Annotated in this window: 26 protein-coding genes and 1 tRNA gene; 12 read left to right on the top strand and 15 right to left on the bottom strand. The window is 59.9% G+C overall.

What is annotated here, in order from left to right:
* Positions 1-145: 145 nt before the first annotated feature.
* The 4 genes from HYT87_19310 to HYT87_19295 form a co-directional block, all read right to left on the bottom strand.
* Positions 146-595 (bottom strand): SRPBCC family protein, encoded by a 450-nt coding sequence (locus HYT87_19310; GenBank protein ID MBI2061893.1) that lies wholly within the window; start codon positions 593-595, stop codon positions 146-148.
* Positions 592-1,284: a class I SAM-dependent methyltransferase gene (locus tag HYT87_19305; GenBank protein ID MBI2061892.1), complete on the bottom strand. Its 693-nt coding sequence runs from the start codon at positions 1,282-1,284 to the stop codon at positions 592-594. Before HYT87_19305 ends, HYT87_19310 begins: the two co-directional genes overlap by 4 nt.
* Complete coding sequence (locus HYT87_19300; GenBank protein MBI2061891.1) at positions 1,268-2,434, bottom strand: ATP-binding protein; 1,167 nt, start codon at positions 2,432-2,434, stop codon at positions 1,268-1,270. The genes HYT87_19305 and HYT87_19300 overlap by 17 nt, the downstream gene beginning before the upstream one ends.
* A gap of 64 nt (positions 2,435-2,498) precedes the next feature.
* Positions 2,499-2,744 carry a hypothetical protein gene (locus HYT87_19295; GenBank protein MBI2061890.1) on the bottom strand — a complete coding sequence of 82 codons (246 nt, stop codon included), beginning with the start codon at positions 2,742-2,744 and terminating at the stop codon, positions 2,499-2,501.
* On the opposite strand from HYT87_19295, the gene HYT87_19290 reads away from it, so the two are divergent.
* Positions 2,743-2,937, top strand: coding sequence for a hypothetical protein (locus HYT87_19290; GenBank protein ID MBI2061889.1), 195 nt, complete (start codon positions 2,743-2,745; stop codon positions 2,935-2,937). The two genes, HYT87_19295 and HYT87_19290, sit on opposite strands and share 2 nt — an antisense overlap.
* A 37-nt stretch (positions 2,938-2,974) precedes the next feature.
* On the opposite strand, the gene HYT87_19285 is transcribed toward HYT87_19290, so the two are convergent.
* From HYT87_19285 to HYT87_19250, 8 genes are all read right to left on the bottom strand, one after another.
* Positions 2,975-3,364 carry a YHS domain-containing protein gene (locus tag HYT87_19285; GenBank protein ID MBI2061888.1) on the bottom strand — a complete coding sequence of 130 codons (390 nt, stop codon included), beginning with the start codon at positions 3,362-3,364 and terminating at the stop codon, positions 2,975-2,977.
* 284 nt (positions 3,365-3,648) lie between these two features.
* Positions 3,649-3,855: a hypothetical protein gene (locus tag HYT87_19280; protein ID MBI2061887.1), complete on the bottom strand. Its 207-nt coding sequence runs from the start codon at positions 3,853-3,855 to the stop codon at positions 3,649-3,651.
* Positions 3,839-4,702, bottom strand: coding sequence for a methyltransferase domain-containing protein (locus HYT87_19275; protein MBI2061886.1), 864 nt, complete (start codon positions 4,700-4,702; stop codon positions 3,839-3,841). Before HYT87_19275 ends, HYT87_19280 begins: the two co-directional genes overlap by 17 nt.
* 94 nt (positions 4,703-4,796) lie before the next feature.
* Positions 4,797-5,213, bottom strand: coding sequence for a hypothetical protein (locus HYT87_19270; GenBank protein ID MBI2061885.1), 417 nt, complete (start codon positions 5,211-5,213; stop codon positions 4,797-4,799).
* A 39-nt stretch (positions 5,214-5,252) separates the two neighbouring features.
* Complete coding sequence (locus tag HYT87_19265) at positions 5,253-8,513, bottom strand: efflux RND transporter permease subunit (GenBank protein ID MBI2061884.1); 3,261 nt, start codon at positions 8,511-8,513, stop codon at positions 5,253-5,255.
* Positions 8,514-8,527: 14 nt separating this feature from the next.
* Positions 8,528-9,604: an efflux RND transporter periplasmic adaptor subunit gene (locus tag HYT87_19260; protein ID MBI2061883.1), complete on the bottom strand. Its 1,077-nt coding sequence runs from the start codon at positions 9,602-9,604 to the stop codon at positions 8,528-8,530.
* 136 nt (positions 9,605-9,740) lie between these two features.
* Positions 9,741-10,997, bottom strand: coding sequence for a TolC family protein (locus HYT87_19255; GenBank protein MBI2061882.1), 1,257 nt, complete (start codon positions 10,995-10,997; stop codon positions 9,741-9,743).
* Between the two features lie 169 nt (positions 10,998-11,166).
* Positions 11,167-11,514 (bottom strand): hypothetical protein, encoded by a 348-nt coding sequence (locus tag HYT87_19250; protein ID MBI2061881.1) that lies wholly within the window; start codon positions 11,512-11,514, stop codon positions 11,167-11,169.
* A gap of 171 nt (positions 11,515-11,685) precedes the next feature.
* On the opposite strand from HYT87_19250, the gene HYT87_19245 reads away from it, so the two are divergent.
* Positions 11,686-12,201, top strand: a complete 516-nt coding sequence (locus HYT87_19245) for a hypothetical protein (GenBank protein MBI2061880.1) — start codon at positions 11,686-11,688, stop codon at positions 12,199-12,201.
* Between the two features lie 126 nt (positions 12,202-12,327).
* Here the strand turns inward: HYT87_19245 and HYT87_19240 are convergent, their stop codons facing one another.
* Positions 12,328-13,224 (bottom strand): alpha/beta fold hydrolase, encoded by an 897-nt coding sequence (locus tag HYT87_19240; GenBank protein ID MBI2061879.1) that lies wholly within the window; start codon positions 13,222-13,224, stop codon positions 12,328-12,330.
* A 114-nt stretch (positions 13,225-13,338) separates the two neighbouring features.
* Between HYT87_19240 and HYT87_19235 the strand changes: the two genes are divergently transcribed.
* The 4 genes from HYT87_19235 (at position 13,339) to HYT87_19220 (ending at position 15,634) form a co-directional block, all read left to right on the top strand.
* Entirely contained in the window at positions 13,339-13,659 is a 321-nt protein-coding gene (locus HYT87_19235; GenBank protein ID MBI2061878.1) for a hypothetical protein, read from the top strand.
* 2 nt (positions 13,660-13,661) lie between these two features.
* Positions 13,662-14,168 carry a DUF2802 domain-containing protein gene (locus tag HYT87_19230; protein MBI2061877.1) on the top strand — a complete coding sequence of 169 codons (507 nt, stop codon included), beginning with the start codon at positions 13,662-13,664 and terminating at the stop codon, positions 14,166-14,168.
* A gap of 178 nt (positions 14,169-14,346) precedes the next feature.
* A complete protein-coding gene (locus HYT87_19225) occupies positions 14,347-15,330 on the top strand; it encodes a flagellar hook-length control protein FliK (protein MBI2061876.1) in 984 nt (327 codons plus the stop codon).
* 7 nt (positions 15,331-15,337) lie between these two features.
* On the top strand, positions 15,338-15,634 hold the full coding sequence (locus HYT87_19220) for an EscU/YscU/HrcU family type III secretion system export apparatus switch protein (GenBank protein ID MBI2061875.1): 297 nt from the start codon (positions 15,338-15,340) through the stop codon (positions 15,632-15,634).
* 6 nt (positions 15,635-15,640) lie between these two features.
* On the opposite strand, the gene HYT87_19215 is transcribed toward HYT87_19220, so the two are convergent.
* Positions 15,641-16,393 carry a PilZ domain-containing protein gene (locus HYT87_19215; GenBank protein MBI2061874.1) on the bottom strand — a complete coding sequence of 251 codons (753 nt, stop codon included), beginning with the start codon at positions 16,391-16,393 and terminating at the stop codon, positions 15,641-15,643.
* A 133-nt stretch (positions 16,394-16,526) separates the two neighbouring features.
* Between HYT87_19215 and HYT87_19210 the strand changes: the two genes are divergently transcribed.
* The 3 genes from HYT87_19210 (at position 16,527) to HYT87_19200 (ending at position 19,843) form a co-directional block, all read left to right on the top strand.
* Positions 16,527-18,434 (top strand): 2-oxoacid:acceptor oxidoreductase subunit alpha, encoded by a 1,908-nt coding sequence (locus HYT87_19210; protein MBI2061873.1) that lies wholly within the window; start codon positions 16,527-16,529, stop codon positions 18,432-18,434.
* Positions 18,435-18,436: 2 nt separating this feature from the next.
* Entirely contained in the window at positions 18,437-19,561 is a 1,125-nt protein-coding gene (locus HYT87_19205; GenBank protein MBI2061872.1) for a 2-oxoacid:ferredoxin oxidoreductase subunit beta, read from the top strand.
* Between the two features lie 209 nt (positions 19,562-19,770).
* Positions 19,771-19,843, top strand: a tRNA-Arg gene (locus tag HYT87_19200).
* Positions 19,844-19,966: 123 nt separating this feature from the next.
* On the opposite strand, the gene HYT87_19195 is transcribed toward HYT87_19200, so the two are convergent.
* Positions 19,967-20,344 (bottom strand): hypothetical protein, encoded by a 378-nt coding sequence (locus tag HYT87_19195; GenBank protein MBI2061871.1) that lies wholly within the window; start codon positions 20,342-20,344, stop codon positions 19,967-19,969.
* Between the two features lie 120 nt (positions 20,345-20,464).
* Here HYT87_19195 and HYT87_19190 point away from each other — a divergent pair, with 120 nt between their 5' ends.
* The 3 genes from HYT87_19190 to HYT87_19180 all read left to right on the top strand — a co-directional run.
* Positions 20,465-20,881, top strand: a complete 417-nt coding sequence (locus HYT87_19190) for a YjbQ family protein (GenBank protein MBI2061870.1) — start codon at positions 20,465-20,467, stop codon at positions 20,879-20,881.
* A 16-nt stretch (positions 20,882-20,897) separates the two neighbouring features.
* Positions 20,898-21,479, top strand: coding sequence for a hypothetical protein (locus HYT87_19185; GenBank protein MBI2061869.1), 582 nt, complete (start codon positions 20,898-20,900; stop codon positions 21,477-21,479).
* A 61-nt stretch (positions 21,480-21,540) separates the two neighbouring features.
* Positions 21,541-21,966 (top strand): hypothetical protein (locus HYT87_19180; GenBank protein MBI2061868.1); only part of this gene is annotated, 426 nt, incomplete at its 3' end.

The raw sequence follows: 21,966 nt of genomic DNA, 5'->3' as shown, positions 1-21,966 counted from the left end.
TTCGTAGGGGAGCATCTTCAGATGCTCCCTCTTGTCGGGAGGGTCTGAAGACCCTCCCCTACGCATCATGACCAACATAAACCTTTCAAAAAATGGCAAAAGTCGAGCTTAGGCAATGTCAACAAGAGGCTATGCGACGAAACACCTACCTACCGTGAAAATGGTTGCGAACGTTGCGGAGGGATCGGCTGATGGAGTGGCGGACGAGCGGTTTGAGGATGAGTTCACCCACAAGCAGTCCCGCCACCGGCACGGGGAGGGAGAAATGAATCTGCACGGTCAAACGGGTGCCCTCTCCGGCTTTCTCCAAGATCATGGCGGAACGGAACGAAACCCCCGACATCCTACCCTGATAGGCCACTCGCCGATGAGGCTCCCACTCCACGACCTCCTCCTCGGATTCGGCGGAAAGTCCGAACGAACCACCCTGCCAGCGAAATCGCAGCCCCACGCCCTCCTTCACATCGCTCAGGACCACCCCGCTCCGATAGCCGTCAACGTACTCGGGGAAGTTCTCAGGTTTCACGATAAATGCCCACACCTCCCGCGGCGGACGGGGGATGTCGATGCTCCCTTCGACGATCGACTCTCTCACCGCTTCTCCGCTACGGCCACAAAGTACGATCCGCCGTTGAAGTACCCGATTTCCAGGTTCCCGAAAATGGAACGGATCTCTGAAGGAATGTCCGCGTCCGGATCCCACGCCGTCGTCTTCCTGTAGAGGGGACGGATGACGGGGTTCAAGAATCTCCACGCCCCCTGGAAGGCTTGTGCGTCGCAGGCCGAGAGGCGGCCCCCGGGGCGAAGGAGCGCGTGGATGCGGTCAAGGGCCGCTCGCCGTCTCGGAATGGCGCTCAGTCCGAGGATGCAAAGGACGCCGTCGAACATCCCGCCGGGGATCGAAAGCTCGGCCGCGTCTCCCTGGAAAAACTCGACGTTCCGCCATCCTTCCGTCCGAGCGAGGGATTTCGCCGCGGACAGCATCTCGGCGGAATAATCGAAGCCCACCACCCGGCCGGCCTCGCCGACCGCTTCCCTGAGCCGCGCCAAATTGAGCCCCGTCCCGCAGGCAACCTCAAGCGCCACGTTCCCAGGACGTAGCCCCAACCCTTGCACGGCGAGACCCCGGAGCAGTCGTTCGCGAAAAAGAAACGTGGGGGCGGAAAGCAATCGGTAGATAGCCGGATGGCGTCCCCAGAACCCGTACGTGCGCGCGACGACTCCCATGCCGCCGGTTTCATCCGCAGCCTGCGTTCCTCGCCAACTGCTATGAGGTGAATTCACCGTTCCATAGTCCGATCAGAAACTCGCGATAGGGCAGGAGGGTAATGCCGTCGATCCTTCGACGCCGAGGCTCCAGAGTCACACAGATGAGGCGTTTCATCGTTTTCTCATCGGCGATCGCGCGAAGGGACCGCAGATCGCCGGGGGAAACGTTCTCTTTGGCCTTGGCTTCGATGGCCGTATGGTCTCCCAAAATAAAGTCCACTTCAAAGCCCGAGGCCGATCGCCAATGGCGTACCGCTTCTCCGGACATGTAGTCCCGATAAGCCAGCAGTTCGTGGGCAAGCCAACTCTCAAACGCCGCGCCGAATTCGGGCGTTCGCGGCCTCGGCAAACGGCCTTGGAGCGAGGACGCCACTCCGACATCAAAGAAATAGTACTTTGAGGAAACGAGGGGCTTGCGCTTCCGCGAGGATTTCCAAGCCGGTACGTCATGAAGGATCAACGTATCCTTCAGGATCTCGAAGTATTCATACACGGTGGTGCGCGGCACCTGGGCATCGTTGGCTACGTTGGTGAAGTTGATCACCGTGGCGTTGCAGAGGGCCGCAACGCGCAGGAATCGGCTGAAGGCGGGCACGTTCCGCGTGGCGCCTTCCGCGAGAATCTCCTGCTGGAGGTAGGCGCCCGTGTACGCCTCCAGATCCGCCGCCGGGTCGTCCGAGAAATAGACCGACGGCAGCAGCCCCCTCGATACGGCCCGCCCCAGATCGAAATGCGATCCCAGTTCGCGGTAGGTCAGGGGGTGGAGGTACCGCACGCGCGCCCGGCCTCCCAGGAGGTTGACTCCGCCTCGACGCAGTTTCCGCGCGCTGGACCCCGTCAGGAGGAAACGAATCCGCCGCTCCTCGATCAACCGATGAACTTCGTTGAGGAGAACGGGAAGACGCTGAATTTCGTCGATCACCACGAGCCGGTCGTCCCCGGCGATTTCTTCGCCGAGTCTGGAGGGGCGTTGACTCAACGCCAGGTAGACGGAGCTGTCCAAGAGATCGTATATCCTTGCCTTCGGCAGAGCCCTTCGGATGAGGAACGTCTTGCCTGTTTGCCGGGGGCCGAAGAGGAAATGCGATTTCTTGTCGAGCCACATCGAGAGGTCCGGAAGGCGGTCGATGGCGGGGACTCCGGGGGGCAAGGCATCCTTCGTCATATTCTCCGTCAGATATCATAACATTTGACGACTTTCCCGTCAAACATGGGGTGACCCGGCCGGCTCACTCCTTCCCGTATCCTTGCAGCATGCTGCAGTAGCGACCGGTGGCGGAAACGCCTCCCGTGCTTCCTTGAACCGATCCCGTCCCCGTCCAGAACGCCATCATGTTCATCATCATGGAGAACTCCTGATCGTCAAATGCGGGAGTCAGTTCCCATTCCATGCCGGCCTCTGGTATGCGGATCTGGAGCCGCCGCGGATACATCCGGCCCGACCGGGGACTCTTCCACACGTCCGCGATACCCATGCTTCTTTACAACGTCGGTGAACAGATGGCCGTGGAGATTCCACATCTCCATCTTGGAGCCGGGGTGGAAGCCATCCTCGGGAACGAAGGCACGTGCATCGGCGGCGGCTATGAACAGGCCCAAGAGGATCGTCATGCCCGCGAAAGCGGGCATCCAAACTGGATTTCTGCTGGAGCCTGCCCCGGACTTTGATCCGGAGTAGGAGGGACGGAAGAGACTCCTGATCGCCCTACTTGCGCTCGTGATCGCCGGGCTTCGCGTACTTCTCCGGCTCGTCGAGGAACTTCTTGAGGTCTTCCCCTGAGCAGAAGTAGTAGGTCTTGCCTTCGTGGGTGGTTCTCGGCGTGTCCTCCGCGATCTTCATTTCCATGCCACACACCGGATCGACGGCCTTTGTGGCGTGGGCGCCATGTTCCGTCGCTTCCTCATGCGATTTTTCATCATGCCCGCCGTGCATCATGCCCATCATCTTGGGCATGCCCCACACCATGAAAGCCATCATGCCGCCCATCATGACGACCATCCCTGCCACGGCAATGGCTGAAATGGGTTCGATAATACCTCTGCATCGAGAGGCGAGAGGGGTGAGGGGTGAGGTGGGAAGTTTCTTGTTATTCATGGCGTTCCTCCTTGCATATTCATTGGCCGTTCCAGGCTCCTGCCTTCCGACGGCACTTCCCCCATCCTGGGGGTCGGAATTGCCTGGGTGACCGGCACACGCCCGAGTGCGTTTGGATCACGGTCAAACCCCAGGATGTTTTCGAGTGTTTCGAAATAGAAAACCCTTCCGTCGCGCTGGTAGGCGAAGGCGAGGGCCTTGTCCACATTTGCCCCTGAGATGGGGTCGGTTGATTTCGAGAATTTCTCAGGATCTTGCCCGAACCGGGCAACGCAGCCCGCGCATCAGCCGTAGTACGTCTTCCCGTTGTACGGTATTGGGAGGACGCTCTGGGCCTGGTACGTATCCTGCAACATGCAGACCCGACTCCGATCCGCCACAAGCGAGCCGTGCTTGAGGCGCTTCGAGACTTTCTCCGGAGTGAGCGCGCCAAAAGAGCACGCACCCAGAAAAATACCGAACGCGATGAGCAGCCTAAACCCTTTGCTCATTTTCTCCTCCTCTCGATTCTTGGCTCGCGCCTTTCTCACCGATGTAGAACCCAATCCCCAGGTGGGCGCGATGGACGCGCCGAATATGGCTGAAACCCGCCTCGCGCGGAAAGTCGTCCAGCCGGCCGATTTGATCACCGAAGTGCTCCAAGCCGACCACGGTCTTGAGAAAGAACCGCGCGCCGAACGTATCCAACTCGCAAAAGTCCACCAGCAGGAGTCGGCCTCCCGGCTTCAGGACGCGAAGACACTCGCGGAGGGCCGGAATCTTCTTGTCGGCGGGGATGTGATGGAAAGCGAGCGACGTGACCACGCGGTCGAACGTCGCCTCCGCGAACGGCATGGACTCCGCGAACCCTTCCTTCCACTCGACGGCAACCTTCCGCTTCTCCGCCCGCCTTCGAGCGATTCGAAGCGCGGAGGAGGTCGGGTCCAGTCCGGTCATGTTTGCCAGGGGAACTCTTTCCTTGATCCGCACGGCCAAGACGCCCGTGCCGCAACCCGCATCCAGAACGGACTCTCCACCGCGCAGTTCCAGGAAACCAATGATGGAGTCCCGGAATCGCGTTCCCAGCCCCATGAGTCGGCAGCCCAAGTCATAGATCGGTGTAAAGAAATCGTGCTTCATCGGAGGCAGCACGCGGTAGTGCTGGTGCGGTTTCGCGCCACGTCCATTGCCCATCACCCCTTCGCGCTTTACGTGGGCATCGGGGTTCTTGGCGAATGTGTCCCGGCAGCCGGAATTGCAGAATAGGTACGTCTTGCCGAGGTGATCAAACCGGGCCGCCTCGTGCCCGGCCTTCACATCCATCCCGCACACGGGATCTTTCTCCACGATTTCGTTCATGCTGACACCTCCAGACACAATCTGATCCTCTTGAAGCGGACAACCGCAGGCATAAAGCCTGCGCCTACCAAGGATGGGTCATCTCCACGGTGGATCAGTGCATGTGGCCACCACCGTGGCCGCTTTCTTCATGCTTCTCCTTCGCCGGGGAGGCGGATTGGAGCGATTTGATGGACTCCAATTCGAGTGCCACCATTCCGCCCTTGTCGAACTTCTCGCCGACGGCTTCGATGCGCTCCCCTCCGAGTTTCCTCAACTCCTCGTACAACGCTTCCCCGCCGTGCTTGGTTATCAGGAGGATTACCTTCTGATCGTCCGTCAGCAGCGCGGCTGGAGCGCCTTTTCTCAGGCACATCTTGGCGCACTTTTCGTGCGCCTTGCCTTTTTCGCCGTGGGCGATGTAGCAGGCTGAATCCAGCACCTCGCCTTGCAGCGTCACTTTCTCGCCGGCCAGGGCCAACCCTGCCGACATGAAAAATGCCGCCCATGCCATTGAGATTATTCGTTTCATGTGTTTCTCCTTTTGTATAGGCGTTTTTTTGCTCAGGACTCATGTCGCACGACTCATGACTTTCTTCAGTTCCCTCCCGCGCCACAGTTCGTAGATCACGGGATAGACCAGCAGCTCCATGATGAAGGACGTGAACAGCCCGCCGATCATCGGCGCGGCGATGCGCTTCATCACGTCGGCGCCCGCCCCGGTCGACCACATGATGGGCAGAAGGCCGATCGCGGCGCAGGCGACGGTCATGACTTTGGGTCTCACGCGTTTCACCGCGCCGTAGAGAATCGCCTCCCGCAAATCTTCCTTGGTCTTGAGCTTGCCCTTGGCCTTCCATTCGTCATAGGCCAGATCGAGGTATAAGAGCATGAAAATTCCCGTCTCCGCGTCCAAGCCCATCAGCGCGATCAGCCCCACCCACACCGCAATCGAGGATTGATAGCCCAGTGCATAGAGAAACCAGATGGCTCCCACGGCGGAAAAGGGCACGGCCAGAAAGACGATGAAGGTTTTGGTCAGCGATTTGGTGTTCATGTACAAGAGGAAGAAAATGATGAACACGGTGATGGGCAGGACGAGCTTGAGTCTCTCCTTCACCCGCTCCATGGACTCGTACTGACCGCTCCACGTGAGGGCATATCCCGCGGGCATCTGCACCTGTTCCCTTACGGCCTTCTTCGCGTCGGCCACGTAGCTGCCGATGTCCCGGCCCGCCACGTCCACGTAGACGTAGCCGGCGAGTCTACCGTTTTCGTCCCGGATCATCGAGGGACCCGTGACCATCCGGATGTCCGCGAGTTGTGAAATCGGCACCTGGGCCCCGCTCTCCGTGGGGACGAGAACTCTCTTGAGCCGTTCCATGTCGTTCCGAAGCTCTCGGGCGTACCGCACGTTGATGGGATACCGCTCCCTGCCCTCCACGGTCTGCGAAACATTCTCCCCTCCGATCGCCGACATGATGACCATTTCCGCATCGGCGACGGAGAGCCCGTAGCGGGCCAGTTCCTCGCGTTTCAAATCGAAATCGACGAAATACCCTCCGGCAGTCCTCTCGGCGAAAATGCTTCGCGTGCCCTTCACCGGCTTCAAGACCATCTCGATGTGCTCCCCGATTCGTTCGATCTCCTTGAGGTCCGCCCCGAAAATCTTGATCCCGACGGGTGTGCGTACGCCCGTGGTGAGCATGTCGATGCGGGCCTTGATGGGCATCGTCCAGGCGTTGACGCTTCCCGGGATTTTCAACGCCTGGTCCATTTCGTCCACAAGCTGGGCGGGCGTGATGGCCTCCCTCCAGGCGTGCCTCAGGGGCTTCTTGAAAACCTCCGGCATCCAAGAGTACCACCGGTCCACCTTCCTCCATTCGGCCTCCGGCTTGAGGACGACCGTCGTTTCCATCATCGAAAACGGCGCGGGGTCCGTGGAAGTCTCCGCTCTTCCCGCCTTCCCGAAAACGCTATCCACCTCGGGGAAGCTCTTGATGATCCGGTCCTGGATGTTCAGTAGATTCCCGGACTCGGTCACCGAGATCCCGGGCGGCGTCGTGGGCATGTAGAGAAGCGTCCCTTCATACAAGGGTGGCATGAACTCCGAACCAAGCTTGAAATAGAACGGAACCGTGGCAATGACGATGGCCACGGCCACGAGCACAACCGTCTTGGGCCGGCGGAGCATGAGTTCGGCGGCCGGCTGGTAGAAACGAAACAGGACACGACTGATGGGATGCTTGTCCTCCTCGTGCAGCTCACCCACCACGGCCGCGTTCACCACCTTGGCGAGCCATTTCGGCCGGAAGATGAAGGGCTCGAAGCGCATGAACAGGAGCCGGATGGCGGGATCGAGGGTGATCGCAAGAATGGCGGCGAAGAACATGGAGAAGTTCTTCGTGAACGCCAGCGGTCTGAAAAGTCTTCCCTCCTGCGCCTCCAACGTAAAAACGGGGATGAACGCCACGGCGATGACCATGAGGGAATAAAAGGAGGGACGCCCGACCTCCTGGATGGCGCCGATGAGGACGGTTCGGTAGTCTCCCTGCCTTCCCTCCCGCATCCATCGTTCCAGCTTCTTATGGGCGTTCTCCACCACGACCACCGCGGCGTCGACGAGGGCCCCGATGGCCACCGCAATGCCGCCGAGGGACATGATGTTGCTGGAGAGGCCCATGAAATACATCGGAATAAACGCGAAGAGCACCGCGATGGGCAACGTGAAGATCGGGATGATGGCCGAAGGGATGTGCCAGAGGAAGACAAGAATGACCAGGCTGACGACGACCATTTCTTCCACCAGCGTATCTTTGAGCGTTTCGATGCTGCGGAGGATGAGGTCCGAGCGGTCATACGTCGTCACCAGCTTGACGCCCTCCGGAAGCGTAGGCTCGATGTCCTTGAGCTTCTTCTTGACCCGGTCGATGACTTTGAGCGCGTTCTCGCCGTGGCGCATGATCACGATTCCGCCCACGACGTCCCCCTCGCCGTTCAAATCGGCCAGGCCGCGCCGGATATCCGGCCCCAGCACCACGCTCCCAAGATTCTTCACGAGAATCGGCGTCCCGGATTGGGGGCTGACGCCCACGACAATCTTCTCGATATCCGCCGTGCTCCGGGCGTAGCCTCTGCCCCTCACCATGTATTCCCTTCCGCTGAATTCGAGGAGCCGCCCGCCCACGTCGTTGTTGCCGTTGCGGATGGCCTCCATCACCTTCTCGATGGGGATCTTGTACGAGAGGAGCGCGTTGGGATCGAGGTTCACCTGGTACTGGCGCACAAATCCGCCGATCGGCGCCACTTCCGCCACGCCCGGCACGCCCTGGAGGTAGTAGCGGAGCGTCCAGTCCTGAAAGCTCCGGAGATCGGCAAGGCTCTGCTTGCCGGAGGTATCCACCAGCGCGTACTGAAAAACCCAGCCGACGCCGGTGGCATCGGGACCCAGCTCCGTCCTCACGCCTTCAGGCAGCAGGGGCGTAACCTTGCTCAAATACTCCAACGTTCGGCTGCGCGCCCAATAGATATCGGTCCCGTCCTCGAAAATCATGTACACGTAGGAGTAGCCGAAATCAGAGAAACCCCGGATGGCCTTCACCTTCGGCGCGCCCAACATCGCCGAGATGATGGGATAGGTCACCTGGTCCTCCATGATGTCCGGGCTGCGGTCCCATCGGGAGTAGACGATGACCTGCGTATCCGACAGATCCGGAATCGCGTCCAGCGGGATGTGCTTGACGCTCCACACTCCAAACAGGGCGATGCTCAGGATGACGAGGAGCGTCATGAATCGGTTCTTGGCGCAGGCTTCGATCAGCTTTTCGATCATGGTCGTATTGCTCGCTATTGACCGTGACCTGCATGGCCACTCATCTGCTTGACCGCAGCCTTGAGGGAGGACTCCGAATCAATCAGGAAATTGGCGGAGGTGACCACTTTGTCGCCTTTCGCCAACCCCTCCAATACCTGCACGTCGTCTGCAAGCTCAATACCCGTACGGATCTCCCGCGGTTGCAACTTGCCCCCGCCGAGGTCGACAAATACGATTTTCCGGTCTCCGGTGTCGATGACGGCATCACGGGGGATCGTCAGCCCCTTCCCCAGCGCGGTCTCGATCTCCACGTTCACGAAGGTGTTCGGTTTGAGTTTCCGGCCGGGGTTCTTGACCTCGGCCCGGATGCGCACCGTTCGAGTCTCCGGATTCACGACGGGATCGATGGCCCGGAGCGTGCCGCGGAACATCTCGCCCGGAAGCGCGAGTGATGTCGTCGAAACCGACTGACCGACCTTGATCCAATTGATCTCGTATTCGTAGACCTGCGCGTAAACCCACATCGTGTCCTCCGGGAGCAGCAAGTTCAGAGAGGGTTTTCTTGAACGGGCGAGATCCGCAATCATCGCGTCGTTCAAACCGAGCTGCCGCAGGCGAATCGAGGAAGAATCCACGAGTCCGACCGTGCCGGGAGAGCCTCCGGTCTTGTCCCGGCTGCTCAGGCTTTCGATGTATTCCTTCTCCGCCTGGTATAGCTCCGGATCATAAGCGATGTTTCCCACGGCCCTCACCGTCTTGGTCAGCGGCTGAATTTTCGCCACATCGGTCTTGACGCCGATGATCTGCTGCCGCTCCGGCGAGATGTTGATCGTGACGCGTCCGGACACATCCGACGGGGCCTCCTCGCCCGCGGCGGACTCCTCTACCGGCACCAGTGTCATTCCACAAATCGGGCACTCGCCCGGCTTATCGGAGGTGTACGACGGGTGCATGGGGCACTGGTAAAGGGTTTTCTTCCTGGCATGCTCCTCGTGGACTGCGTGCTCACGCGCCGCTTCCGGCGCGGATGTTCCTTTTCCTTCGCAGGCAGAAAGCGCCAACATCGCCGCAACCCAAGTCGACAGGCAGATTGATGTTCTTCGTTTCATGGCTCCTCCTTACAGCGTCGAGCGACAAGACGCGGGCTGAAGCCCGCGGCTACCAACAGGCATCTTCTCTTTCGGTAGGCGCAGGCTTTACGCCTGCGTCTCGCCACCGTCCGGCCATTCTTCATGCTAGGGCCCCTTAGTGACTTCCGGTATGGATCGGAAGTTCCTTGCCGACAGCCAGTTCGAGGTCGCCCAAGCTCATGTTGTATTCGAGGAGGGCGTCGAAGTACGCGATCTTCAGCTCGCGGAGCGCGCGCTGCGACTCCAGCAGACGGAGAAAGTCCATCTTTCCCGCCTCATAGGCGGAGGTGGTGATCCTCAGATCCTGCTCGGCCTGGGGCAGAAGTCCCGAATTGAAAATGTCGAGCTGCGCATTCGAGGCGGTGACGTTCAAATAGGCCTGCTTCACCTCAAACCGGACACGATTGCGAACATCCTGAAGGTCAGACCGCGACGACTGGAGCATCGCGTCGGCCTCCCTCACTCCGTACCGCTGCTTTTGGGTGAACCACACGGGGAGGCTGAGGCCGAGCATCGCGCCCCATCGTTTGCCGGCAGGCCCGAGCGTGCCTTCCATGCGCCCCCATTCGGCGCCGACCAGAAAATCCGGAGCGTAGTCGAGTCGGGCCAGCCTCGCCTTCTCTTCCCCGGCGCGCACCATCGAGACCTGAGATCGGGTCTCCTGCCGATTCTCCTCCGCAAGCGCGTACAGATCATCCTCGCGAAGTCCGTGGTTCTCCATGACGTGCAACGACTCCGGCGGAGGCAGGGGCGCCACCATCGATCGATTCATCAAGCGGCTCAGATTCGCTTCTTCCTCCCCCTTCATCCGATTCAGCATCACCAGTTCATTGGCGAGCTTTCCCGCCTCCACCTGCGCCTTGAGCACATCCTCCTGACCGGCGCGGCCGATCAGATAGCGGGACTCGGCAATGCGGACAAATCTTTGGAGAATGTCCTGATTCTCCAAGTTGATCTCGACCTTCTTGTGCCAGTGGAAAAGGTGATGAAAGGCATGCTTGGCTTCGACGAGAATTTCCAAAACGGTGCGGTCCGACATCCGGTCGACCGAGTCCGATTCAGCTTCTGCCACCGTCGCTCGCGCCTTGAGCTTCCAAGGGAACGGAATCATTTGCTCCACTCCAACCATCTGCTCATCGCCAGGTTGGTTTTCGATGGACAGGATCGGGTCATCCAAGGCCTTGGCTTGTGGAACACGCGCGCGCGCCGCTTCGGACATCTTCGCCGCCGCTTGAATTCGGGGACTGTTCTCGCGAACCTCTGTCAAAACATCTTCAAGCCGAAGAACACTCTCCCCAGCCCGAACCGAGCCTTGGAAACCGAGGGCCGCAAGCCCGATGATGGTCGCCATTCCAACACTTCCAATTTTCATCATTCACCTCTCTTCAGAGTCTCGTTTTTTCCCCTGATGCCCATTGCGAGTAGAACCTGTGGACTCACGCTCGGGGTCCAGGGATGAATGGCACCCGGTTCCAGCATTCAGGGCAGAGACAACGCAGTCCTCCGCCCGGGAGAACCGAGCGCGGAAACGGGAGAGAGGTTTAGAGCAGGTAGGTCTGGAGGAGCGAGAGGGTGCGACCTGGACTACGCGCGAAGATCATGACCGGCGCGGAGCCGAGCCACGGATGCGCGAGCTCGATCACGGCCAGGGAGTGCGGCGCCGCGGAAGGCGCCAACGGCTGTGCATCCACTGCCGGGAGAGCCGCGGGGGAAGGCGCTTGCGGGACATTCGCCACGCAGCAATCGCCTTCGCAGCATGTCGCTTTCAATCCGGCCGATTCCGACTGGGCGCAAAGATCGGTGGTTGGAGCGGCCATCGAAGCGATGGGTCCGGCCAACATGAAGATCGCCGTCAGGATTAGAGTCGTGGGTCTCAAAACTCGTCGCATTGACTATGAGTGTACCTAAATCTGAATCCGTGTCAAGTGCATAAAAAGAGCAAGTATTCCAGTTGATTGCAGAAACCCCCGGACACCCCGCCCATGTCGGCTATCGGGCATAGCTCGGTCCTCTCATGAATTCGAAAGCAGTGCCGAATATTTTTCGTAGAGGGTGTGAGGATGGCATTATCCACTTTTCAAGCAACTCCGAAAAAACCCCCGAAGCTCCTGCGTTGGCAGGTCGTCGAACTGATCAATTGGTGCAGGACCCGCTCAGGCGAGGATGAGGAAGAGGAACTGGTCTTCGAGGTCGCCGAGCGCAGCTCAGACGAGATCGCGATCTCGGTGACGGTGGGCATCCGGCAGACGACCCTCCTGGTGAACTGGGTGTCCGGCCGCGCGCGGATCGAACGGAAGGCGATGAAGATGAGGCAGGCCTTGGACATCTGGTCCGGCATCATCTCCGAGGCGCTCGACGGGAAAATCGAGAAGGCCCAGCATCGAGGCTATTTCCTCTGCCGAATTTGCAGCGAGACCGTTCACCTCTCCGGCGCCGTCGACATCTGGAGCCATCTGACGGGACACGACATCAAGCTTGAGAAAATTCTGATCGGCGAAGGCATCACGGTCAAGGTCGGCGAGAAAACGCTGGACCTGGACGATTACTTGGTCGGAGAAGACACGCCGATTCACTGAGGAAAGCCGTCAGCCATCAGCTTTCGGCGTTCAGCCGTCCGCTTCCAACACCGCACCGGCGCCAAAACGAAATTCAGGAAGTTCTTCTGAAGCTGAAAGCTGACCGCTGAGGGCTGAGAGCTTTTCCTACATCCACCCGCGAATCGCGGAGACCACATCCTCCGGCACGTCCTCCTGGACGAAATGACCCGCGTTCGGGAACGAGCGGACCCGGGCGGCCGGGAAAATCGTCTTGAAACGCTCGAGCTCCGACATTCTGAATGCAATGTCCTTCTCGCCCCACAGGATGAGGATCGGCTTCTTCTGAAGTTTGGCCAGTCCGGTTTCAACCTGTTTGAGGAAATCCTCGGCGGCGAGGATCTGCGCCGGAAAGATCGACATCGGCTTCCGATCGGCCATCTTCGCGAATGGCGCTCGGTAGGCCTGCATCACCGGCGGGGTCAGCCTCTCCTTCCCACGAACGACTCCCTTCTTCAGCCCGGAATTGACGAACACATTCAGATATCCGATGAGAATCCGGCCCAGCGTTCCGCCCATGATCCGGCTGAACCGGGTGAAATGCGGATCACCCTGAACCGGCCACGCCCAGGTGTTCGCGATGATGATCCGCTTGATCCAATCCGGATGCCGAACGGCCAGCCACAGCCCGATGGGGCCGCCCCAATCGTGAACGAACAGCGTCAGGTCCTTCAATTTCTGGGATGTGATCCAGGCCTCCATGATTCGGGCATGATCCGCGGCGGTGTAGCCGAAATCTTTCGGCTTGCCTGACATCCCGAAGCCCGGATAGTCCGGAGCGACGCAGCGATACCGGTTGCTCCTCAGCCCGCGGATGACATCGCGGTAGACAAACGACCACGTAGGATTCCCATGGAGGAAAAGGATCGTCTCGCCGTGGCCCTCGTCCACGTAGTGGATCCGTATGCCGCTCACACTGAAGAAGCGGTGCTCGAAAGGATAGAGATCCTTTGGCACTTCAAAAGGCAATACGGGACCCTTTGCGGGCATTTCGTCTGGACTCATGGCAAGTGACGGTAAACAAATGCCGTTTGAAATGCAACCTCCGAATTTACGCCCGGCGGCGGCTCCATGCGCAAGGACTTGTACACTCCGCCCCATGAATGATAGGGTATGGGCGTGGTACGCGGCGTTGACATCCAGCGTGTGCTGGCGCAGTTCAACCAAGCCGAGAAACTACAATTTGAACAACTCAACAGCCCGGAAACGCAGCAGCGACTGCTCAGCATCCAGCAGCAGCAGCACTCCCTCCTGAAGAAGATAACGGTGCAGAAGAACAATTCGGCGGAACAGAAGAAGATTGACGCGGACAAGCGGCGCGAACAGTTTAAGAAGCGAGGCCGACAGAATCCGGAGAACACGGGCGAGGAGGTGGACGCCGAGGAAAAAGTGCTCCGCGAGCAGGTGGGCATCGGTGGAAAGATCAACATCGACGCGTGATCATGTCCGATCCGATTCTCCTCGTCATTGCGCTCGACTTCCTGATTCTCCTCCTCTGCCTGGTGATTCTCTTCGACCGCCGCCGCGGAAAACTGCCCAAGGAGGTGACGGAATTGCCGGAGACCGTCGGACGGCTGATGCGCGAAGGGGAGGAATTTCTATCCAGGGCCGACGGCGAAATGAAGGAGAAGCGGGCCTCCTTTGAACGCATGTTGCAGGAGATCCAGACGCAGGGTCGGCACCTCGGCGAAAAATCCACCGAGGCGAAGCACGTGATCAAGCAGATGGGAGGAGCGGTCCCCCAGGCCGCCGTCGCCCGCCCGGAGTCCTCCAACGGCGGGCAGGAGCCGTACGAGGTGGCCTTGCGCCTTTATGAAGAAGGCATGGGCGTCCAGGAGATATCCCAGAAGCTCCACCTCACCAAGAGCGAACTCGAACTCGTCCTCGGCCTCCATTCCGCCCGCGGAGCCCCCTCCGCTTCTCTCCGGGGACGGCGGGAGGAATCGTGATGCGGATCCGCGCCTCCGCTCCCCCCTCCGCGAAGCTCTGGAAATAGGTTAAGTTTCCCTGGGATCTTCAACTAAGGTTCTCGGTTTTCCCACCGATCTTAATCTACTGGCACTCATCCGCGGGAAATCCCAGCGGGAATTCGACCAGGGGGATATCATCGAAGGCAGCGTCGTCAAGGTGTTGGAAGGGAACCGTGCCCTGATCAGCGTTCAAGGGCTCGGGATTACCGCGGAATCGACCGCCCCGCTCAAACCGGGAGACACCGTCAAACTCCAGATCACCCAGTTGCGCCCCCAGGTGGTTCTCTCCCTTTTGTCCAGTACCCCGGCGCCGGCGGATCCCGTCAGCACCCGAATCCGCGACCTCCTGCCCTCGCGCGAACGGCTGGGCGCCTTGGTGGGGGAAATTCTCGCCGACCTCCCTCCGATGGGGAGCGAGGAAACCCCGGAGCTGACGGAGCTGTCCCGCGCACTCAAGGATTGGGTCGTTTCGGAGGACAAGCTTCCCGGTCTTTCGATCCCAAAGCAGATTCATGCCCTGGGTCTGCAGCGCGAGAACCTTCTTCGGATGGCCGCACGATTAGGAACTCCGCAGATCCCCCTCGGCGATGACCTTCGCACACGGCTCGCGCGCATTCTCAAGGCCCTGCCGGACATCGTACCTCCCGTCAGCGGGAAACTCCTCTCTTCCCTCCGTCGGCTCTCGGACAATCTCGAACTGATCAAATGGCTGAACAGCGTCCCTCGGGAAAACGACGGCGCCCAGCTCCTGCCGCTGCTGCTTCAGTTCTCAACCGGCGAATGGTCGGATGTCGACATCTACTTCCTGAAGAAAACCGGTGACAAACCGGATCAAGACGAAGGGAAGCGGGAAAAAACTCCTCCGTACCGCGTCGTGATGCTCCTGAATCTGCCCTCGATGGGAAATGTCCAAATCGACGCCTCGTTCACCGGAAAGACGCTGTACCTCACCTTCTACGCCGCCGAGCCGACCACGCGCGCGAAAGCCCAGGAGCGGGCGCCAGAGCTTCAGTCCGCTCTTGAATCGCTCGGATGGAGCGCGCGGCTAAGTTTCAATGATCTTCGACGGGAAGCCGCGGGATCCGGTCCGGTTCAAATCCTCATCCCCAAGGGATACCGGCTCATCGACACCCGAGCCTAGTCCACCGATGGACGAGAAAACGAACCCTCCACCGAAGAAGAAGGCCGTCGCTCTCCGATATCGTCCGGCGAGAGACACGGCTCCACGGGTGACGGCCAAGGGCCAGGGGTACATTGCCGACAAAATCATCGAGCTCGCCCGGGAGAACCGTATTCCGATGGAAGAGAACCCCGACCTGGTCGAGATTCTTTCGAAGGTCGATCTGTTTGCGGAAATCCCGCCCGATGTCTATGCCGCGGTCGCGCAGATCCTGGGATTCGTCTACCGGCTCAAGGGCGACACGCCTCCCCCCGCGCCCCGGTAGACTCCGCTACTCTTTCTTCTGAGCGGCCCGGTCCTCCTGAAGCATGTCCCGCTGCCGCTTGAAAATGTATCGAGCCAGTACCTGCGCGTCGTTCCCTTCCAATCGCTGGAATTGGACGCCGCACTTGTATTTCGTCGCCGTTGAATCCTTGTTCGGAAAATGCGCCCGGAGCACGCAGTTCGTGAATACCGTATCGTCCGGCAGGTAGAGTACCGTATTCTCCATGACAAGACCGGGTTTCAGAATGTCCTTTTCAAGGTTCGTGGAGAAAGAGAAACCTCCTTCGCTCAGGTCCTCCACTTTCTCCTTGTAGGTGTTCCCCGAAACCATGAACGAAACGAAAACGGGGTCTTGATAGGAAGGAAAGACACGAAAATAGCTTCGCTTCTGGGTTCGGAGCAGGAACGGAGGCGAGGTAATCTTGTAGCATCCTCCTTCCAGTGAGGCCACGAGGTTGGCCCGGAATCCATAGGGGATGTCGCGGTACTGAAAGTGGACTTCGAACACCTTCCGACGGGTCAACACCGTGTTGCCGTCTTCCGGATCGAGTGGCGCTATCGCCAGATAGGGCCCGCTCTTCGCCTTCCCGGCTTCCAGGAATTTCGACACGTACTCCATCTGATCGCCGGTGAAGGAAACCTCGATCTTAACGTTCTCGGTAGAGGCGTTCTTGAGGACGAAATCCACCTCCTTCGGGTTGACCAGCGAACCCGGCGGCGCCTCCACCTTACTGCCACCCAGCCAGGAGAAAAGACCCATAACCACGCAATTATATGGACAACGATCGCCCAACTCAACAGAGATTCCATCGCGCGATCAGGCACTGTTCACCCCAAGACTTCCTCTTGATTGGTGATCGAGATGGTCCTACAATAAGACTTGCAAGGCGATCATGGACTCACATCCACAGGCTCAAACCCAGACACCCCGCGTCGCTCGAAAGATCGAACGCAAGGAGGTCCGACAAGTCACCGTGCGATTTGCCGGTGATTCCGGCGACGGCATTCAGGTAACCGGCGGGCAGTTTACGAACGTGACGGCCATCGCGGGGAATGATCTGGCCACGTTCCCCGATTTCCCCGCGGAGATCCGCGCCCCCGCCGGCTCGCTTCCGGGCGTCTCGGGGTTCCAGATTCAATTCTCCTCCTACGACATTCACACGCCGGGCGACGCGGCGGAAGTGCTCGTCATTTTCAATCCGGCCGCGCTCAAAACCAATTTGAACCGGCTCTCGCCCAACGGAACCCTCATCGTCAACGCGGATGAGTTCACGGACAAGAATCTTGAGCGCGCCGAATACAAAACGAATCCTCTGGACGACGGCTCCCTCGCGGGCTACCGCGTGGTCAAAATCCCCATGACGTCCCTGACCGTAAAGGCGATAGAGGATCTGAATTCGATCTCGCATAAGGACCGCGAGCGCTGCCGCAATTTCTTCGCTCTGGGTATCGTTTGCTGGCTCTACAACCGTCCCCTGGAACCGATCGAGCGCTGGATTCGAAGCAAGTTCTCCAAGTCGCCCGAATTCGTCGAGGCCAACTCCCGCGTGCTTCGAACCGGTTTCAATTTCGCCGACACGATGGAACTCTTCCAGGTGGCCTACGAAGTTCCGCCGGCTCGACTCGCCCCCGGAAAGTACAAGAACATCACCGGCACCACGGGCCTCGCCTACGGCCTCCTCACCGCGTCTCAGAAAAGCGGCCTTCAGCTGGTCTACTGCAGCTATCCGATCACGCCGGCCAGCGATCTCCTGCACGAACTTTCCGGCTACAAGCATTTCGGGGTGGTCACCATGCAGGCCGAAGACGAGATCGCCGCGGTCAATGCGGCCATCGGCGCCTCCTTCGCGGGATCCCTCGGGATCACCGGCACGAGCGGTCCCGGCCTCGCCCTCAAGAGCGAGGCGGTGAACCTGGCGGTGATGACGGAACTCCCGCTCCTCGTGATCGACGTGCAGCGCGCCGGCCCCTCCACGGGACTGCCGACAAAAACGGAGCAGGCCGATCTTCTCTTCGCGATGTACGGCCGACCCTCCGAATCACCGGTGCCGATCCTCGCCACCGCCTCCGCGTCCGACTGCTTCGACGTGGTCATCGAGGCGGCGAGGATCGCCGTCAAGTACATGACACCCGTGATCGTTCTCACGGATCTCTATACGGTCTTCGGAGCCGAGCCGTGGCGGGTACGCCAGTCAAAGGACATCCCTCCGTTTGAAATGGGACCGCGCAAATGGATCGAGAACGGAAGGGGCCATCGGAACGGGCCGTTCCACCCATACGACCGGGACGAGAAAACCCTCGCCCGGCCGTGGGTCGTCCCCGGCACGGCGGGCTTCGAGCATCGCATCGGGGGCCTCGAAAAAGGCCACATCCATGGAAATATTTCCTACGACCCTGCCAATCACGACATGATGGTGAGGCTGCGGGCCGAGAAAGTGGCGCGAATCGCGCAGGACATTCCCGCCCCCGAAATCTTCGGCTCCGCCGATGCGCGGCTGCTCATCGTGGGGTGGGGCAGCACCTTCGGCCCGATCCGCACCGCGGTGGAACAGTCGATCGAGGAAGGCCTCTCGGTCGCCCAGGTCCACCTCCGCCATCTGAATCCGCTCCCCTCGGCGCTCGAAGAGATCCTGCGTCGCGCCCCACGCGTGCTCGTCGCCGAGAACAACCTTGGACAGCTTCGGCGGCTCTTGAGGGCGGATTACCTCGTGGATGCGGCCGGTTACAATCGCATCACGGGCCAGCCCTTCACCGTGCAGGAACTGAAGCAGGAAATCCGGAAACACCTGAAAGCGAACTGAAGATGTCGACCCTCCCCAACGTCCCCTCGTCCACCGCGCCGGCGCCCGCGCTGAAGCTCAGTCGGAAAGATTTCCAATCCGATCAGGAGATCCGTTGGTGCCCAGGTTGCGGGGACTATTCGATCCTGAACGCCGCGACCACGGCCTTCGCCCAGCTCGGCGTGCCCCGCGAGAAATTCGTGGTCGTTTCCGGCATCGGTTGTTCATCACGCTTCCCCTATTACGTGAACACCTATGGATTCCATGGCATCCACGGCCGCGCTCCGGCCATCGCCACGGGGATCGCGCTGGCCAATCCGGACCTCCTCGTGTGGGTCATGACGGGCGACGGCGACGGCCTGTCCATCGGAGGGAATCACCTCCTCCACGCCATGCGTCGGAACGTGAACCTGAAGATCGTTCTCTTTGACAATCGGATCTACGGATTGACCAAGGGTCAGTACTCGCCGACGAGCGAATTCGGCAAGGTAAACAAGTCCGCTCCATTCGGAACGGTGGAGCGACCTGTCGATCCCATCCTATTGGCCCTCGCGGCCGGCGCCACGTTTGTGGCCCGTTCCGTCGATGTGTATCAGAAGCACATGATTGAAATGCTCCGCCGGGCCGCGTTGCACAAAGGGGCCGCCTTTCTCCATGTCTTCCAGAACTGCCCGATCTACAACGACAATGCGTTCACCGACTTCACCGAGAAGGAGATTCGCGACGATCGCAACATCGAACTCGTTCACGGTCAACCGCTCGTTTTTGGGAAGAACAAGGACCAAGCGCTGCGAATGGGATCGGGTCACCGCATCGAGGTGGTCCCGATGGGGAGCGGGGCGCGCGGATCAGCGGTCGAGCGTGAGGCGAGCCGCACTCGCAACAATTTGTCGCCGACCATGGAAGGTCGGCATGACGAAGCGAGTGATGTGCTGCACTACGACGCAACAGACCCGGCGACGGCCTATCTGCTCGCCGGATTGAAGCCGCCGGATTTTCCGATGCCCATCGGCGTTTTCCGTGAAACCCAGCTCCCCGCTTACGAAGAACTCGTCCATCGTCAGATTCGAGACATCACAGAGAAGAGAGGTCCCGGGGACCTCGACCGGGTTTTCGGCTCAGGCGATACCTGGGACGTTCGCGACTGACCCCCCACCCGATCCATTGAATCCTCGATGAAGTCGGACTACCCTGTTCGCCATGGAGTTGCCGCGGTCCGACGTGAAGTCGGCCGCACTATCATCCTTTGACGGCGGGCACGGACGCCCGCGATGACGGAGATAGTGCGCCTGCCCCTGCCGATTGAATCGGCCTCACCGTCCTGGCTCGGCGGGGGCGGCAGGGACTGGCCTTCCATGCGCCTGTAGCTCAACGGATAGAGCACCTGCCTTCTAAGCAGGGGGTTGCGTGTTCAATTCACGCCAGGCGCACTCGCTTCAACATGCCGACCCTCCATGGTCGGCTTGCAGAAGTTGCGAGTGCGGCTCGCCTCACGCTCGACCGCATCCGGGAATCTGATATCTCAAATTTCAATTTTGAGATTCTGGAACAGATCAGCAAATCTTGACGCGAAAGACGTCCTTGATCCTATCGAAGGTGCCGAGGATCTCGCCGAGCAGTCGATTCGCCTCCGCCCAGGAATTCCTCCCCATTTTGTCGATGAGCGTCGGGTCTCCGAGGTCGCCTCTCATCTCACGGTACGATTGCTCGATCTCGATGATCTCTTCAAGAAGGTGATTTTCCAATTCTGGAATCGCAAAGGGGCGCGTTCCCAATTTGGATTTTCGTGCCCCCCTGGGCGTTCGCAGGCGCATCCGCTCGCCTGATCTGGACTGCGCCTCGTGGATCAGCGTGGAGAGCTTCCTCGATCGGGAGCGGACCCGACGGTAGAGCCTGAGCAGTCTTTCCGTCTCGGTCCGGTCTTCCAGCACATTCCGAAACTATCCCAGCCGGTCCGGTTTGGCAACAGCAAATAGATTCTCCACCGGCCCAGTCGGCGGTCCGCCCTTCTTGCAAGGCGTGCCGCGGTGCGATAGGAGGTTCAACAGCCCATGGTCTTCACCTCGACCCTATCGCTCAGAACAACTTCAGAGACCGATATCCTCGATCTGACCCCACAGGTCGCACGGGTCGTCGAAGAGTCCGGCGTGCGCGAGGGGCTGCTCACGGTCTTCGTTCCCGGCTCCACCGCCTCGGTCACCACTATCGAATATGAAAGCGGCGCGGTAAACGACTTGCGACGGGCCATCGAGCGCATCGCGCCTCGGGGACCGGTGTACGAGCACGACCAACGCTGGGGGGACATGAACGGCTACGCCCACGTGCGCGCCGCGCTCCTGGGCCCATCGGTAGCCGTCCCCATTTCCCGCGGAAAACCGGCCCTCGGCACGTGGCAGCAGATCGTGCTCTGTGATTTCGACAACCGCCCGCGCGAACGCCATGTCATCGTGCACGTCCTGGGGGAATAGGCAACCCCCACGCTCCATGTCCTACACGGATTCTCTCAACCGGATTTCCGCCGCCAAGATTGTCTACTGGGGTCCGGCCCGTTGCGGCAAATCGGAGAACCTGCGTTCAATCCTGCAAAGTTCACCGGAATCGGTCAGACCCCTTTCGCTCCCCGCCCCCGAAAATCCCCCGGTCGAGATGCTGCACCTCGATCTCGGAGGACTGCAAGGTTTCGACGTCTCGGTGCACCTGTGCGCGCTCCATGGCACGTTCAATCTCACCCTGGGTGAACCCCTTCTGCACGGAGCGGATGGCGTCGTCTTCATCGTCGATTCCGAGCCCGGGCGGGAAGAGGATAACCAGCGCGCCTTCGAGCGGCTTCGACAAGGCCTCGCCTCCGCGGGCGCCTCGATCGAAAGCGTGCCCTTGGTCCTTCAATACAATAAGCGGGATCTGCCCGCGGCCCATTCGATGGATACGCTTCGGAGCCTGATTCCGGTGCCTCCCCAGGAGGAGATCGAAGCCGTGGCGTTGCGGGACGAAGGGACTCTTGACACTCTCAAAACAATTTTGCGGCCCGTACTCCAGGCGATCAAGACGGGGCAGGAGCGGGGTTGACGACCTTTGGGGGCGAGTGTAATAAGGGTCTCGATGGCGACTCTTGACTAAGGAGGCGGGCATGGAGAAGCACAAAGCCAAAGGCAAACGCTACGTTTACTTTTTCGGAAACGGTCGCGCCGATGGCGATGGGAGGATGAAAGACCTACTCGGCGGCAAGGGAGCCGGCTTGGCGGAAAATACTGGAACCCTGCAGATCCTTTGGGAGGAGGGCATCCGCTATGTCGGAGACTGGGTCAACGATGATCAGCCTTATCCCTTTACGGTAGGAGACGGCACGCTCCTGTCTATGCCCTATCCTCTTGAGATCAACGATATTCTGGTTTGCATCTACACCTATCGTGACAGCGAAGATTTCTACCGGATGATCTGCAATCAGTTTGATGTTCTATACGAGGAAGGCGCATCTAATGGGCGGGTCATGGGCATCTCGCTTCATCCCTACATTATCGGAGTTCCCCACCGGATCAAGGCGTTGGACCGCGCC

This window comes from Nitrospirota bacterium (assembly GCA_016180645.1).
Classification (GTDB): Bacteria; JACPQY01; JACPQY01; order JACPQY01; family JACPQY01; genus JACPAV01.
The sequence above is the reverse complement of the archived record's forward strand: the minus strand, read 5'-3'. Positions and strand labels throughout refer to the sequence as shown.